Raw genomic sequence first — 13,919 nt, 5'->3', positions numbered from 1 at the left:
ACCGTCAACTTCTGTTACAGTTGCAGAAATATCAGCTTCAGTAATAAATTCCCAATCTGTTCCATTCCATTGTAATAGTTGTCCAGGAGTAGTACCATCTTGTAATTTTGGTAGTGTAATAGCGTTATCAGCAATTTCATTTGTGGTGATACCGTTATCGGCAACATCCACAGTTAAAGGGTCTCCAACAGTCCCAGTGCCAGTTAATAGTAAAGTAGCATCAGCAACTTGTGAAATTTCATTGCCAATAATACCGTCAACTTCTGTTACAGTTGCAGAAATATCAGCTTCAGTAATAAATTCCCAATCTGTTCCATTCCATTGTAATAATTGCCCAGGAGCAGTACCGTCTTGTAATTTTGGTAGTGTAATGGCATCATCGGCAATACTAAGTGGTGTTGTATTTCCATCTCCATCAAGAGTTGTATCGGAAGTAACATTACCACCAGTAGGAATATTTGCCCAAGTAACTGTGCCATTAGTAAAGTCTGTAATAAGCATTTGGTTTTCGGTAATAGTTGCAGGAGCAGGTTGTATTTTCACAGGAGAAATAGATCCATCTATTACTTGCAATACTGTAGAAGACCCATCACCAGAAATAGTAATACCATCGGTAGTAACTGTTCCAGCTGTTCCAGTAGGTAAATTATCCCAAAAAACAATCCCAGTTACTGGGTCCGTACGTAAATATTGTCCAAGAGTTAAAGATGGTTGTATTTTTACAGGAGTAACACTTCCATTAGAAATATCGTTACCTGTAATAGTACCATCTAGAATATCTTCTGATAAAATGGACCCATTAAAAATTTCTGCAGCTGTAATTGCATTAGGAGCTATTGTGTAAGGGTTAGTAATAGTACCAGTCCCTCCAATTGTTGCGGGATTAAATTCGGGATTAGTACCTCCTCCAAGTCCAGAAAGGTCTACAGTTCCATTAAAACCTCCTCCAGTACCTGTAAAATTTAGGTTGCTATTATTAAGAATAACATTAGAAATTACTCCATCTGCTGTTCCTCCTGAATTAAGTGAAGAAATATCAATTAATCCGGAGTTTCCATTTTCAATATCAATTCTTAAATTATTGCCAACAATAGCACCACCGGTTATGTTTTGCTCATCCGTATCCACGGTTCCATCGGGTAAATCAATATCCCCTCCGTTAGTTAAGGATATAGTGGTACCAGAAATGCTAAGTTGTTGTTCATCTGTATTAACCGTTGCAGCTGGTAAAGTAACAGTTCCTCCATTAGTTAGGGAAATAGTATTTCCTGATATACTTAAAGTTTGTATTTCATTATTTTCATCCCCATCCGTATCGTTAGCATTAGCTGTTGTATTGGCAAGAATATCTGCAATAACAGTTCCAGATACTGCTAGAGGTGTGCTATTGCCATCCCCAATTATTGTGGTGCCATCTGCATTAGCGCCTGTTAAACTATTGGCATCTACCCAATTTGGAATACCATTAATATCAGTACTAAATACTTGGTTAGGATTATCGTCTGCAAAATCTTCCGGTAGTAAAGAACGATCATCTATTTGGAAAGAAGTAACGGAGTTTTGAGCAAGCTCATTTGCTGTGATTGATCCTGGATTAATATTTTCACCACTAATAGTCCCTTCTTGGATTTGATTCCCGTCAATAACACCAACTTCTATGTGATTGGTATCGCCATCTGGAGTAATAATAATAGTTCTAAAAGGATTAACAATAGGGTCTGTGGTTAAATTGGTTAAAGCTCCAGTATCATCACATAAACTTACCCATTCAACACCATTATAATAATGTACGCATTCTGTATCCGTATTGTAAACCATACCGCCAGGTCTTGGTGTTATAGCATCCATTTCTGCGGTAGTAACTCTTGTAATTACCAAGACATGCGAAGTACTCTCTAGTTCTAAAACAGAAGATGCGTCTATAGTTTGCGGATTATCTCCAATTTTTATCTGACAATAAGAAGTAAAGCAAAAACAAAGACCAAAAAGCAAAGTTAATACCGGTAATTTCATAAGGTTCTCATTTGTAAGCTATTAAATATAGCTGGACTAGCAAAAATAAAATTATCTTACTACTTACCTAATATTAATGATAAAAATATGGCGGCATTAAGTTAAACGGAATAAGATTTTCGATAAACGGTTTCCTAATACCCTAACTTGTAGAAAAATGTTATTTTAATAGATATACGGCTTACGAATTAACAAAAGTTTAGATGCTCTAGTTTTTTTTAACCGGGAACATGTATTTTCTTTATCTTTTATAAGCATATAAGGGACTATATTAGTTACTCTATACTTTGATTCTAAAGTTTCTTTTTAATATAAATAACGAATAACCATGAAGAATTTTCTAACCATTTTAGCTTTTCTTGTAGTTGCAGTTTCTGTTTCGCAAGAGGATAGTCGCACTATTTTAAGAGGAAAGGTTTTATACAGGGATATAAGTGTTGCAAACGAGAATGTTATAAATTCTACCTCGGAAAGAGCAACAATTACAAATGATAATGGAGAGTTTTCTATTTTAGTAAAAGCGGGAGATGAGTTAGTTTTTACAGCGGTAAATTACCAGTTAATGGTGGTTACGATTACAGCGGAGATTCTAAAAAAGAATAGATTAGTTGTTGAAGTTAAAGAAAAAGTAACTGAGTTAGAAGAGGTGGTTGTTACACCAGAAGATCAGGAACGTTTTTTAGCTATGAAAAACGAAAAATTTAAGGAGATAGAATATGAAATTGACCGTTCTACTGAAGTAGAAAATGTTGCAATGGCTCGTGAGGTGAAAGGGATGCAAGACGGACTGAATTTTGTAAATATATTCAGAGCCATGTTTAAATCATCGGATAAGAAAGAAACGGAAAATGTTCCTAAATTAAAAGTGAGCCAAGTCCTTAGACAGGTGTATGATGACCAATTCTTTGTATCGGATTTAAAACTACCCCAAGATAAAATAAATGAATTTTTATTCTATTGTGATGCTCGTATGCCAGCGAAAAAATTACTAAAAAAAGAAAATGAATTTCAGTTGATAGATGCTTTAGTTAACCATAGCAAAACATTTCTTGAAGAAATTAATGCAAAAAAATAAATTACTTTTTGTCGTATTATTATGTTTATCTTCTTGGGTAAAAGCGCAGAACCCTTTTTCCAAAGAACTAGAAGGACGCATAGTAAGTAAAAGTGGCGATGTTGCAGCTACGCATGTACAAAACAAAACAACAAAGAGAGCTACAATAACCGATGTACATGGTTATTTTGTTATAAGAGCTAAGGTACAGGATACCTTAATATTTTCTGCAGTACAATTTAAAAAGAAAGAAATTGTAGTAAGTACAGATATGTTACAAAGTCTATTATTGAAAATTCCGATGGAAGATGCATTAACAGAATTGGATGAAGTGGTGGTAACACCTTATAATTTATCTGGAGATATTTCTAAAGATTTAAATACCTTAGAAACAGAACCGGTAGTTACAGCATCTACTTTAGGATTGCCTAATGCTTATGTAAAACCAATTTCTAAAGCAGAACGAAAATTATTTGAGGCTACTACTGGTAGGGGTATTCCTTTAAACCCTATTATTAATGGTATTTCTGGACGAACAAAGATGCTAAAAAATAGAATAAAACGAAATAAAAAATACGAGCGTACCCAGAGAGTAAGAGCGTTTTATGTAGATTCCCTTTTTATTAAAGATTTAAAAATACCCATAGCAAAGATTGAAGATTTTATGTATTTCTGTGAGATAGATACTACTTTTCAAACCATTGTAGATTCTCATGATCACTTAAAAATATGGGAATATCTACGAAAAAAAAGTACGCTATATAGAACGAATAATGCCATAAAATAAATCTATATTTTTGGCATAGCCCTTGCATTTTTGTTTACGAAAAAAATATACTATGAAGATTTTTAGGAAAATAATTTTAGTACTAGTATTGCCTTTATTGGCTTTTAGTACAACACATAAGTATTATATAAGTGTAACCAATATTACGTATTCTCAAAAGGATAAAGCTATACAGGTAACATCAAGGGTTTTTATAGATGATATAAATGCTGTTTTAGAAGAACGCTATGGGGTAAAAGCTGAATTTGGTTCAGAAAACGAGTCAGTAATAGCTAATGAATATTTAGAAAAATACTTTAAAACTAAATTTATCCTCAGGATTAATGGAGAAGATATAAAATATAACTTTCTAGGAAAGAAGTATGAAGATGATTTAATGGTCTGTTATCTGGAAGTTACCAATGTTAAAGAAGAGGAATTAAACACTATTGAAATACAAAACGAAGTATTGATAGATATGTATAACGACCAGCAAAATATAATACATTTTAAGATAAAAGGACAAAAAAAGAGCGTGATCTTAATTAAAGAAAATAATAAAGGAATGTTAAACTTTTAGCAAGTATTAACATTTTCTTAAAAATGAAGTATTTTACAGCGACTTAAAATTAAAAATAACATGAATAAGATGAAGTATTACTTTGCTTCTTTACTTTTTTTACTTGTCGCAGTTGGTTTTGCGCAAGAAACACAAACTAAAGAAAGAGAATCTGGGCATACAAACCAGAATAAATTTAAACAATTGTATGAGGAGTTTGCTACTCCAAATTCCTATCGTTCAGCATCAGGAGCTCCTGGGCCAAATTACTACCAACAGCAGGCAGATTATAAAATGGATATCACCTTAGATGATAAAAAGGCTATAATATATGGTGAAGAAACTATTACTTATTATAACAACTCTCCTGACGATTTAGAATATTTATGGGTACAGTTAGATCAAAACGTAAGAGCAAAAGACTCTAAATCTCCATTAAGAAATGGAGGAGGAGTTCCTTTGGCAGAACAACCAGGAACTTTTGCAGGAAAATATTTAGGAGAACCTTTTGATGGTGGTTTTAATATAGATTACGTAAAAGACGCCTCTGGTAAAGCATTGTCTTATACCATTAACCAAACGATGATGCGTATAAATATCCCGCAGCCTTTAAAAAGTAAGGCCCAGATGTCGTTTTCTATTAAATGGAATTATAATATTCCAGACCATACCGTAAATAGAGCTCGTTCTGGGTTCGAATATTTTGCGAAAGATGATAACAGAGCATATGTTATTGCTCAGTTTTTCCCAAGAATGGCGGTATATAGCGATGTAGAGGGATGGCAGAATCACCAATTTTGGGGTAGCGGAGAGTTTGCTTTAACTTTCGGAGATTATGAAGTAAATATTACGGTTCCAGCGGATCATATTTTGGATGCAACAGGAACTCTTCAAAATAGAAAAGAAGTTTTCTCCAAAGAAATGATGAATCGTTATGAAAGAGCAAAAAAGTCTTATGACAAACCAGTTCTTATTGTAACCCAAGCAGAAGCAGAAGCTGCAGAAAAAATAAAATCTGAGAAAACAAAGACTTGGAAATTTAAAGCTAAAAATGTTCGAGATTATGGTTTTGCTACTTCTCGTAAGTTTATATGGGATATGCAAGCCGTTAAGGTTGGTGGAAAAAATATAATGGCGGTTTCGTTATATCCAAAAGAAGGAAACCCGCTTTGGGGAGAATATTCTACCAAGGCAGTTGCGCATACTTTAAAGTCTTATTCTGAGCATTCAACAAATTATCCTTACCCTAAAGCTATTTCTGTACATGCTAAAAATCAGGGTATGGAGTATCCCATGATTTGCTGGAATTACGGTAGGCCAAACGAAGACGGAACATATTCGGATAGAGTTAAATACGGAATGATTAGTGTAATTATCCATGAAGTTGGGCATAACTTTTTTCCGATGATTGTAAATTCTGATGAGCGTCAGTGGGGATGGATGGATGAAGGTTTAGATACTTTTTTACAATACATGGCCGAGCAAGAATTTGGAGAAAAATTTCCGGAAGCTATAGCTCCAAATAAAGCTTACCCTTCTAGAAGAGGAGCTCCTGCAAAAATAGTTCCTTATATGAGTGGTGATCAAAGTACGATAGCTCCAATAATGAGTAATCCAGAAAATGTATACCAATTAGGACCCAATGCTTACGGAAAACCGGCTACAGCATTGAATATACTTAGAGAAACGGTAATGGGAAGAGAACTCTTTGATCACGCTTTTAAGACGTACTCAGAAAGATGGAAATTTAAGCACCCTACACCGGAGGATTTCTTTAGAACAATGGAAGATGCTTCTGCTGTAGATTTAGATTGGTATTGGAGAGGATGGTTCTATACAACGGATTATGTAGATATAGGAGTAAAAGGAATTAAGAAATACTATGTAAGTGATAAACCGAGTAAAAAAATGCAAGAATATATGGCAGCTCGTAATCTTACCGAAGCAGATTTACCACCATTAGTATATTTGGCAGATGAGGATAGTGAAGACTTTGATGCTAATTTAAAAGGTAAAGCACCCACTGAAAACTCTAAAACATTAAAAGAGTTTATGATGGATAATTTGACTGCAGAAGAAAGAGCAGCAGTTAAAGAGCCTAAATATTTTTACGAAATTGCATTTAATAAGCCAGGGGGTATACCAATGCCATTAATAGTGGAATATACCTATGCAGATGGAACTACAAAAAACATAACATACCCGCCAGAAATTTGGAGAAAGAATGATCAAGAAGTAAAATTGGTTATTTCTTCTATAAGTGAACTTAAAAGTGTAGTGGTAGATCCAAAATTAGAAACGGCAGATATTGATACAAGCAATAATGCATGGCCTAAAAAAGAGGAAAAATCAGATTTTGACAAGTTTAAAAGGAAAGTAAAAGGGTAATTACTTATTATACCATATATAAAGCCCTGTTAATAGCAGGGCTTTTTTTATATTGCTATATAAACTTTATTATATTTGCTACATGCTTAAATTACATTTTTTATTTATAAGTGGTGCCGAGATATTTTTTATCATGTTTATAGTGGTAATGGTATTTGGTGCAGATAAGGTACCGGGTATTGCTAAGGGTCTAGGAAAAGGAATGCGTCAATTAAGAGATGCAACCGATGATATTAAAAGGGAAATAAAAAATAGTGCCGATAAGCAAGGGATAGATACCAGCTTTACCGATGATATTAAAAAAGAAATAGATACGGTAAAGAAAAATGTAAATGAAGTTACTGGTACAATTAAAAGAAAGTAACTATAATGTTAGATGAACTGCTGCAATGGGACCAGAGTTTATTTGTATATCTAAATAGTCTAGGTTCTCCCGATTATGATTTGTTTTGGGTTACAGTAACTACCATTTTAAATTGGACTCCTATTTTTATCTTATTTTTTATAATTATTCTTTTTAAATATCCCAAAAAAGAAGCCATCGCCGTTCTATTAACCGTACTTATTTTAACCTTTTTTATAACTGGGTTTACAGATTTTATTAAAGAAATAGTACAAAGGTTAAGGCCAAATAATAATGAGGAAATTAACCATTACATACGAATTTTAAAAAGGCCAAGCAGTTATAGTTTCTTTTCTGGTCACTCTTCTAGTTCCTTTTCGATTACGACTTTACTTTTTTTATTTCTTAAAAATAGATTTAGATGGCCTTGGTTATTTTACCTTTGGCCTTTACTATTTGCTTATAGTAGGATTTATGTTGGCGTACATTATCCTTTAGATATATTGGTAGGTTCTTTGGTAGGAATACTATGTGCTCTTCTATTTTTTAGGGCATATATTAAAATTATAGCACCCTACTTAAAGTTAAGCCATCCCTAATAGGTAATAAAACAGTTTCTACTCTAGAGTCTTCTTTAATTTGTTTATTAAAATCTATTAATATTTTGGTAGCCTTGTCTTTAGGGTCTAAAGGTTCTACTACTTTACCAGACCATAGAACATTATCCGTTAAAATAACACTGCCAGGTTTTGTTTTTTTTAATACAGCCTCAAAATAGGCAGGGTAATCTGTTTTTTTTGCATCTATAAAAACCAAATCGAATATTATATCTAAACTAGGGATAATTTCTAAAGCATTACCAATATGCTGTGTAATCTGTTTGCCTAAGCCACTCTCTGTAAAATAACGACGTTGCATTTCTTCTAATTCGTCATTAATTTCAATAGTATGTAATTGCCCATTCTTAGGAAGTCCTTCGGCTAAGCATAAAGCAGAATACCCGGTATACGTACCAATTTCTAAGATATTTTCTGGGAAGATTATTTTGGATAGCATGCTTAAGACCCTACCTTGAAAATGCCCAGTAATCATTCTGGGTTGTATAACTTTTAAATGTGTTTCTCTAGTTAGTTTTTGTAATAATTCTGGTTCTTCTTCTGAATTATCTTTAATGTAAGTTTCTAATAAAGGTGATAAAAAATGCATTCTAACTTTTTAACAAAAATATATATTTAGGAATAAGAATTTGGGATGCTTAAGGTTTATTTCATTTATAATTATTTTAAAGAGTAGTACTAATTAGATTAAAAATATCTTTTCCGAAGTTGTATTTTTGAACAAAACATAGCGATGGATTTTCAAAATACATTACAATTTGCACAACAACTAGATAAAGAAGATACTTTAAACCAGTATCACCACGAGTTTCATTTTCCTGTAATTAATGGAAAAAAGAGTATTTATCTATGCGGAAATTCTTTAGGGTTGCAACCAAAAAAAACCAAGAGTTATGTAGATGATGTAATGCAAGATTGGGCGTCTCTAGCTGTAGAGGGGCATTTTTATGCAGAAAAACCTTGGTGGGATTATCACGAGCGTTTAGCAGAACCGCTTGCAAGTATTGTTGGTGCAAAAGTGAATGAAGTTTCCGTAATGAATACTCTAACAGTAAATCTTCATCTTTTGTTGGTTTCTTTTTACACACCAACACCAAAGCGTTATAAAATTATATGTGAAGAAAAAGCTTTTCCGTCCGATCAATATATGTTGCAAAGTCAAGTTAAATTTCATGGTTTTAAGACGGAAGATGCTATAGTAGAGGTAAAAAAAAGAGAAGGGGAACATTTTTGGAGAACAGAAGATATTATAGAGAAGATAAATGAAGTAGGAGATGCGTTAGCACTAGTCTTAATAGGGGGTGTTAATTATTATAACGGACAAGTTTTTGATATGAATAAGATAACCAAAGCAGGAAAAGCTGTCGGTGCAAGTGTTGGTTGGGATTTGGCCCATGCTGCTGGCAATATAGAAATGCAATTACATAATTGGGATGTAGATTTTGCGGCTTGGTGTAGTTATAAATATATGAATAGTGGTCCAGGTAATGCATCAGGTATTTTTATTAACGAAAAGCATTTAAATAATCCAAATATTCCACGTTTTGAAGGGTGGTGGGGAACCAAAAAAGAAACTCGTTTTCTTATGAAATCAGAGTTTGAGCCTATGGAAAATGCAGATGCTTGGCAGTTGAGTAACCCTCCAGTATTGTCTGTGGCTCCTTACTTAGCTTCGTTGCAATTATTTGCTGCGGTAGGAATGCCAGAAATTGTAAAAAAAAGAAATCGAATAGTAGCTTATTTGGAGTATGTTTTAACGGAAATAGATAAAGAAGTTACCAGTTCTTTTGAGGTTATAACCCCTAAAGATAGGGGAACGCAACTTTCTGTTTTGTTACATGGGCAAGGAAAACCGTTGTTTAATTATTTAATGAAAAATGGGGTGATATTGGATTGGAGAGAACCAAATGTAATTCGTGTTGCGCCAGCACCACTATATTGTTCTTTTGAAGATGTTTTTAATTTTGGTCAGATATTAAAAAAGGGGATCCAAGAATTAACGTAATGTAATAGTATTATTTAGTATAAAAAGATTTAGCGAAATCGGAAGGAGTTAATCCTTGGTGTTTTTTAAAGACTTTACAAAAATAGGATTGGTCTTGAAAACCACATTCAAACATAATTTCTGTTAGGTTTTTGTTCTCAAAACGAATTATTTCAGAAGCTTTATTTATTCTATAGTCATTTAGAAAGTATACAAAAGTCTGATTTGTCATTTTTTTAAAAAATCTACAAAAAGAATTAGAAGTAAGACCAACATGCTCGGCTAAATGACTAATAGTAATAGTGTTTTTGTAGTTTGTGTTAACATATTCAAAAACTTGTTCTAAACGTTTACTGTCAGTTACAGATTGACTTAAAAACTCATTCCCTTTTATAGCAACAGAATATGCTTTAGTATTTGCTATTTTTTCTAAAATAGATAATGTAGTAATTAATTTTTGAGATTCGCTATCTTTTCTTATTTTCTCGAATAAACTAGCTACCGAATCTTTAAAATCTTCACTAAAAAGAAGTACATGATGACCCTTATCTATAAATTTTTCAATTTCCTGAAGCTCGGGAAAAGTGGTTAGTTTTTTGCTTATAAACTCTTTTTTAAACTGGATAACAACTTCAAAATTATCCTCAAAATCGTTATTTCCAAAATCAGTATGAGGAATATTTCCTTTCAAAAATATTAATAATCCGTTGAGGTAGCTAAAAGATTTAGTACCAATCTTTAAAGATCCTTTTCCGTTTTTAATAAATACAATTTCATATTCCGGATGAATATGCCAATGGGCAGTTTCATTAGTAGAACTATGGTTGTAAGATGCAATCTTTAAAGATGAATTATGATTTACATCGATATTTTCAAAAACAGGTTTCATAAGATAAAATTACCATATAAATATATGATTTTTTTAAATCAAAGAATAGATTGTCTTAGGATGTGTATAGATTATACAAGAAAACAGAAGTTAAATTGTTTTATTTTGTTAGAGAACCTTTGAAATATTAATTTATGATTATAGAACATATTGCTATTTGGACTAAAAATTTAGAGGGTTTAGCAGCTTATTATATTAAGTTTTTTCAAGCAACACCTAGTGAAAAATATATAAATGAAAAAACGGGTTTTCAAAGTTATTTTTTATCGTTCGAATCAGGAGCGAGGTTAGAAATTATGTATAAAAATTCCGTTCCGGACAATAAGAATGATACTATAAAAGAAGAATATTTAGGTATTATTCATTTGGCTTTTGGAGTAGATACTATGGCAAAAGTTACAGACAAATGTGAGGAGTTACTAAAAGCTGGTTACCGTGTAATAAGTGGCCCGAGAAAAACAGGGGATGGTTATTACGAGTTTGTAACATTAGACCCCGACAATAATCGATTGGAGGTAACCACAAAGTACTAGGGTTGAATTTTTTTAAATCTTTATAATGAATTCTCTGAAGTTAATTTTTTCTAATCCTAAGTATTTTGGAGCTGCATGGGTTTTTAGTAGTATAAATATTTTATTCGGGACATGGGCAATTTATATACCTACTGTAAAGGAAAAATTACAAATAGATAACGGAGAACTTGGTTTTGCGATTTTCTTTTTATCCTTAGGTGTTTTTACCGTATTTCCAATAGCATCTTTAATAATAAATAAAATAGGTGTTGGTAAAGCTACTTGGTATGGCATTCTAATAAGTGGTTTAACGGCAATACTTCCTTTCTTAGCACCAAGTTATTTTACTTTAATGCTGTCCCTTTTCCTTTTTGGAGGTGCCAATGGTTTTACAGATATTTCTATGAACACTTTGGTTGCAGAATTAGAGAAAAAAAATGATGCTAAATTTATGTCTGCTTCTCATGGCTTTTTTAGCTTAGGAGGTGTGTTGGCAGGATTAGGGAGTTTTTTAATCGGTCCGTTAGAGAATCCTGTTTTACATATGGGTATAGCAATAATTTTAGTGGTTGTAGTAAATGCAATTTTTTATAGATACTATAGAAATACTAAAGCGGATCTACAGGAAAAAGGAAGTTTTAGTTTAAAATTATTTAAACCACTTATTTTATTAGCATTGATTTCATTTATTTCTATGGCAAGTGAAGGGGCTATTATAGATTGGAGTGGTATATATTTAAATGAAATCGCAATGGCGCCAGAAGCGTTGTGGGGTTTGGGTTTTTTAGGATTTCAAATAACAATGACTTTAGGAAGGTTTCTCGGGGATACTGTTAGCTCTAGAATAGGGCCCATTAAGATTGTCTTATTAGGAGCTATATTAGCTATAATTGGGTATGTATTGGTGTTAACAGCAAATACTTACTTAGCAATTTTTGGTTTTGCAGTATGCGGATTAGGGTTTTCTGTAATGGTACCAGAAACTTTTAGAATAGGAGCTAACGTACCAGGAGTGGATACCTCTAAAAGTGTTTCTTTTATTGCAGGTAGCGGATACGCAGGTTTTTTATGCGCCCCGCCAATCTTAGGTTTTTTGGCAGATAAGTATTCTTTAAACCTTAGTTTTTTAGTTTTATTATTGGGGGTAATAACAGTATTGCCGATTAGTTTTTTATTAAAAAAGAGAAAGAGTTAGTCTACAAGAATTTTTAAATCTGTAAAATAGAGTTTAAAATTATCACCCTCTTTTTTATGCATTTTTGCAATATGTATTCCATGTTCTATAAGGTAATCTTCCCAAGTAGTGGTCATAGAAGGTTCTTCTTGATTTCCCTTTCTAAATACCCATTCTTTAATCTTATAACCCTTATCAAAATAAAAATCATACGCGTCTCCAGGGGTATACCCTCCTTTATTTCCATAAACAATGGTAAGTTTTTGTAATTCTTCTTTTGCGAGAGGAGATATAGAACTTTCGGAATGAGTATAGGTATAGTTTTTAGAATCCCATACAAGATTATAAGGAGCCAATAACCAAAATTTATCATTTATAAAACCTCCATTTATTTTTTTAGAAATACTATCTAATGTGTTACGCTTATAGGATACGGTATCAGATTTAATTATTCTGGTTACTTTGTTTTTACGAGTATTCCATATCCATTTACGCTCAAAATGAGAAGTGTCTCTATCTACATTAAACGAAAATTGAATTTCTTTTACCTTCTCCCAATTTTTAAAACCGCTGGTATATGCTATTTTTTCGGGAATAGATGGTACTACTTCTTTTGGAGTAATTTCTTTTTGTTTTTTATCCGTTTTGCAACTAAAATTAAAAAGGATAAATAGCCCTAAAAAGAATATTATATTTTTCATAATAAAAGGATTTTACCATAAAGATATCAATAAAGCTAAGTTTCCCCTATTTTTGTTTTACCTAAAATATGTATAGTGACTTTCCTTAGAAAACTGTGTCTTATTATCATAAGTAACCAATTCAATACTAAATTGGCGGCTAATGACCCGTATAAAGACGTTTCCGATGAGGAATTAGTTAAAAAAATTGTAGCCAAAAAAGACTCTATGTTATTTGGAGTTTTGTATGATAGGTATGCTAAATTAGTATATAATAAATGCTACGGTTTTGCTAAATCGCAGGATGAGGCTAATGATTTAACTCAAGATGTTTTTTTAATGCTTTTTGTTAAATTGAGTACGTTTAAAGGAAAATCTAAGTTTTCTACTTGGTTGTATTCCTTTACTTATAATTTCTGTGTTAATTATGTTAATAGAGATAAGGGGCGAAAAATTAGTGACAACGCTAGCGATATTAATGAAAATGAAAATATAATTCCAGTGGAGGTTACAGACGAGAGTTTGTATGATTTGCAGGTTGCTAAATTAAAAAAAGCAATGGAGTTAATAGACCCCGAGGATAAATCTTTATTATTATTAAAATACCAAGATGGTGTTTCTATAAAAGAATTAGAGGGGCTATTAAATATAGGTAGTAGTGCAGTGAAGATGAGGTTGAAAAGAGCAAAAGCAAAAATTATCGAAATCTATAATACTTTACCCTAGATGAAGGAACAAGATAAAAATCCATTTAAAAAGTTACAGGGGGAACTAAAAGAAGTGCCGCCGGAGTTACGCAAAAAAGTTATGGATGATGTTGCTATGGCTAAGTTAATGATGGATTTAGCAACACTTTTTACTGGAAATTATTCGGCGCTTATTGATGGACTTTTAAAAACATCAAATAGAAATAAAAATAAATAATTAGGACTACTAGAAA

At 32.4% G+C, this 13,919-nt stretch carries 15 protein-coding genes; 11 read left to right on the top strand and 4 right to left on the bottom strand.

What is annotated here, in order from left to right; all coding sequences use genetic code 11:
* A partial coding sequence (locus Q0856_RS15365) for a hypothetical protein (RefSeq protein ID WP_298506440.1) occupies positions 1–2,013 on the bottom strand: 2,013 nt, incomplete at its 3' end.
* A gap of 328 nt (positions 2,014–2,341) precedes the next feature.
* Here Q0856_RS15365 and Q0856_RS15360 point away from each other — a divergent pair.
* The 6 genes from Q0856_RS15360 (at position 2,342) to Q0856_RS15335 (ending at position 7,722) form a co-directional block, all read left to right on the top strand.
* Complete coding sequence (locus tag Q0856_RS15360) at positions 2,342–3,088, top strand: carboxypeptidase-like regulatory domain-containing protein (RefSeq protein ID WP_298481307.1); 747 nt, start codon at positions 2,342–2,344, stop codon at positions 3,086–3,088.
* Positions 3,075–3,854, top strand: coding sequence for a carboxypeptidase-like regulatory domain-containing protein (locus tag Q0856_RS15355; RefSeq protein ID WP_298506437.1), 780 nt, complete (start codon positions 3,075–3,077; stop codon positions 3,852–3,854). Before Q0856_RS15360 ends, Q0856_RS15355 begins: the two co-directional genes overlap by 14 nt.
* Before the next feature lie 52 nt (positions 3,855–3,906).
* Positions 3,907–4,413, top strand: a complete 507-nt coding sequence (locus Q0856_RS15350; protein ID WP_298506435.1) for a DUF6702 family protein — start codon at positions 3,907–3,909, stop codon at positions 4,411–4,413.
* Between the two features lie 60 nt (positions 4,414–4,473).
* Positions 4,474–6,780, top strand: coding sequence for a M1 family metallopeptidase (locus Q0856_RS15345; protein WP_298506432.1), 2,307 nt, complete (start codon positions 4,474–4,476; stop codon positions 6,778–6,780).
* 82 nt (positions 6,781–6,862) lie between these two features.
* A complete protein-coding gene (locus tag Q0856_RS15340; protein WP_298481314.1) occupies positions 6,863–7,144 on the top strand; it encodes a twin-arginine translocase TatA/TatE family subunit in 282 nt (93 codons plus the stop codon).
* Between the two features lie 5 nt (positions 7,145–7,149).
* Positions 7,150–7,722, top strand: coding sequence for a phosphatase PAP2 family protein (locus Q0856_RS15335; protein WP_298506430.1), 573 nt, complete (start codon positions 7,150–7,152; stop codon positions 7,720–7,722).
* On the opposite strand, the gene Q0856_RS15330 is transcribed toward Q0856_RS15335, so the two are convergent.
* A complete protein-coding gene (locus Q0856_RS15330) occupies positions 7,688–8,329 on the bottom strand; it encodes an O-methyltransferase (RefSeq protein WP_298506427.1) in 642 nt (213 codons plus the stop codon). The two genes, Q0856_RS15335 and Q0856_RS15330, sit on opposite strands and share 35 nt — an antisense overlap.
* A 144-nt stretch (positions 8,330–8,473) precedes the next feature.
* Between Q0856_RS15330 and kynU the strand changes: the two genes are divergently transcribed.
* Positions 8,474–9,745 (top strand): kynureninase, encoded by a 1,272-nt coding sequence (gene kynU / locus Q0856_RS15325; RefSeq protein WP_298506424.1) that lies wholly within the window; start codon positions 8,474–8,476, stop codon positions 9,743–9,745.
* A 10-nt stretch (positions 9,746–9,755) separates the two neighbouring features.
* On the opposite strand, the gene Q0856_RS15320 is transcribed toward kynU, so the two are convergent.
* Positions 9,756–10,613 carry an AraC family transcriptional regulator gene (locus Q0856_RS15320; RefSeq protein ID WP_298506421.1) on the bottom strand — a complete coding sequence of 286 codons (858 nt, stop codon included), beginning with the start codon at positions 10,611–10,613 and terminating at the stop codon, positions 9,756–9,758.
* Positions 10,614–10,747: 134 nt separating this feature from the next.
* On the opposite strand from Q0856_RS15320, the gene Q0856_RS15315 reads away from it, so the two are divergent.
* Together Q0856_RS15315 and Q0856_RS15310 are read left to right on the top strand one after the other, a co-directional pair.
* Positions 10,748–11,146: a VOC family protein gene (locus Q0856_RS15315; RefSeq protein ID WP_298506418.1), complete on the top strand. Its 399-nt coding sequence runs from the start codon at positions 10,748–10,750 to the stop codon at positions 11,144–11,146.
* Between the two features lie 25 nt (positions 11,147–11,171).
* Positions 11,172–12,320: an MFS transporter gene (locus Q0856_RS15310; RefSeq protein ID WP_298506415.1), complete on the top strand. Its 1,149-nt coding sequence runs from the start codon at positions 11,172–11,174 to the stop codon at positions 12,318–12,320.
* Here the strand turns inward: Q0856_RS15310 and Q0856_RS15305 are convergent.
* Positions 12,317–13,000, bottom strand: a complete 684-nt coding sequence (locus tag Q0856_RS15305; protein WP_298506412.1) for a hypothetical protein — start codon at positions 12,998–13,000, stop codon at positions 12,317–12,319. The two genes, Q0856_RS15310 and Q0856_RS15305, sit on opposite strands and share 4 nt — an antisense overlap.
* Positions 13,001–13,075: 75 nt before the next feature.
* On the opposite strand from Q0856_RS15305, the gene Q0856_RS15300 reads away from it, so the two are divergent.
* Positions 13,076–13,705, top strand: coding sequence for an RNA polymerase sigma factor (locus Q0856_RS15300; RefSeq protein ID WP_298506410.1), 630 nt, complete (start codon positions 13,076–13,078; stop codon positions 13,703–13,705).
* Entirely contained in the window at positions 13,706–13,903 is a 198-nt protein-coding gene (locus Q0856_RS15295; protein WP_298506407.1) for a hypothetical protein, read from the top strand.
* Positions 13,904–13,919 lie beyond the last annotated feature (16 nt).

The organism is uncultured Maribacter sp., from assembly GCF_947496775.1.
Classification (GTDB): Bacteria; Bacteroidota; Bacteroidia; order Flavobacteriales; family Flavobacteriaceae; genus Maribacter_B.
This window is presented reverse-complemented; position numbering and strand designations above follow the sequence as displayed.

Bases quoted from the DNA above. Each gene is read 5' to 3' on its own strand.
- Q0856_RS15310 (WP_298506415.1), top strand. From the start codon at position 11,172: ATGAATTCTCTGAAGTTAATTTTTTCTAATCCTAAGTATTTTGGAGCT.
- Q0856_RS15315 (WP_298506418.1), top strand. From the start codon at position 10,748: ATGATTATAGAACATATTGCTATTTGGACTAAAAATTTAGAGGGTTTA.
- Q0856_RS15335 (WP_298506430.1), top strand. From the start codon at position 7,150: ATGTTAGATGAACTGCTGCAATGGGACCAGAGTTTATTTGTATATCTA.
- Q0856_RS15345 (WP_298506432.1), top strand. From the start codon at position 4,474: ATGAATAAGATGAAGTATTACTTTGCTTCTTTACTTTTTTTACTTGTC.
- Q0856_RS15360 (WP_298481307.1), top strand. From the start codon at position 2,342: ATGAAGAATTTTCTAACCATTTTAGCTTTTCTTGTAGTTGCAGTTTCT.
- Q0856_RS15355 (WP_298506437.1), top strand. From the start codon at position 3,075: ATGCAAAAAAATAAATTACTTTTTGTCGTATTATTATGTTTATCTTCT.
- Q0856_RS15350 (WP_298506435.1), top strand. From the start codon at position 3,907: ATGAAGATTTTTAGGAAAATAATTTTAGTACTAGTATTGCCTTTATTG.
- Q0856_RS15320 (WP_298506421.1), bottom strand. From the start codon at position 10,613: ATGAAACCTGTTTTTGAAAATATCGATGTAAATCATAATTCATCTTTA.
- Q0856_RS15330 (WP_298506427.1), bottom strand. From the start codon at position 8,329: ATGCATTTTTTATCACCTTTATTAGAAACTTACATTAAAGATAATTCA.
- Q0856_RS15295 (WP_298506407.1), top strand. From the start codon at position 13,706: ATGAAGGAACAAGATAAAAATCCATTTAAAAAGTTACAGGGGGAACTA.
- kynU (WP_298506424.1), top strand. From the start codon at position 8,474: ATGGATTTTCAAAATACATTACAATTTGCACAACAACTAGATAAAGAA.
- Q0856_RS15340 (WP_298481314.1), top strand. From the start codon at position 6,863: ATGCTTAAATTACATTTTTTATTTATAAGTGGTGCCGAGATATTTTTT.
- Q0856_RS15305 (WP_298506412.1), bottom strand. From the start codon at position 13,000: ATGAAAAATATAATATTCTTTTTAGGGCTATTTATCCTTTTTAATTTT.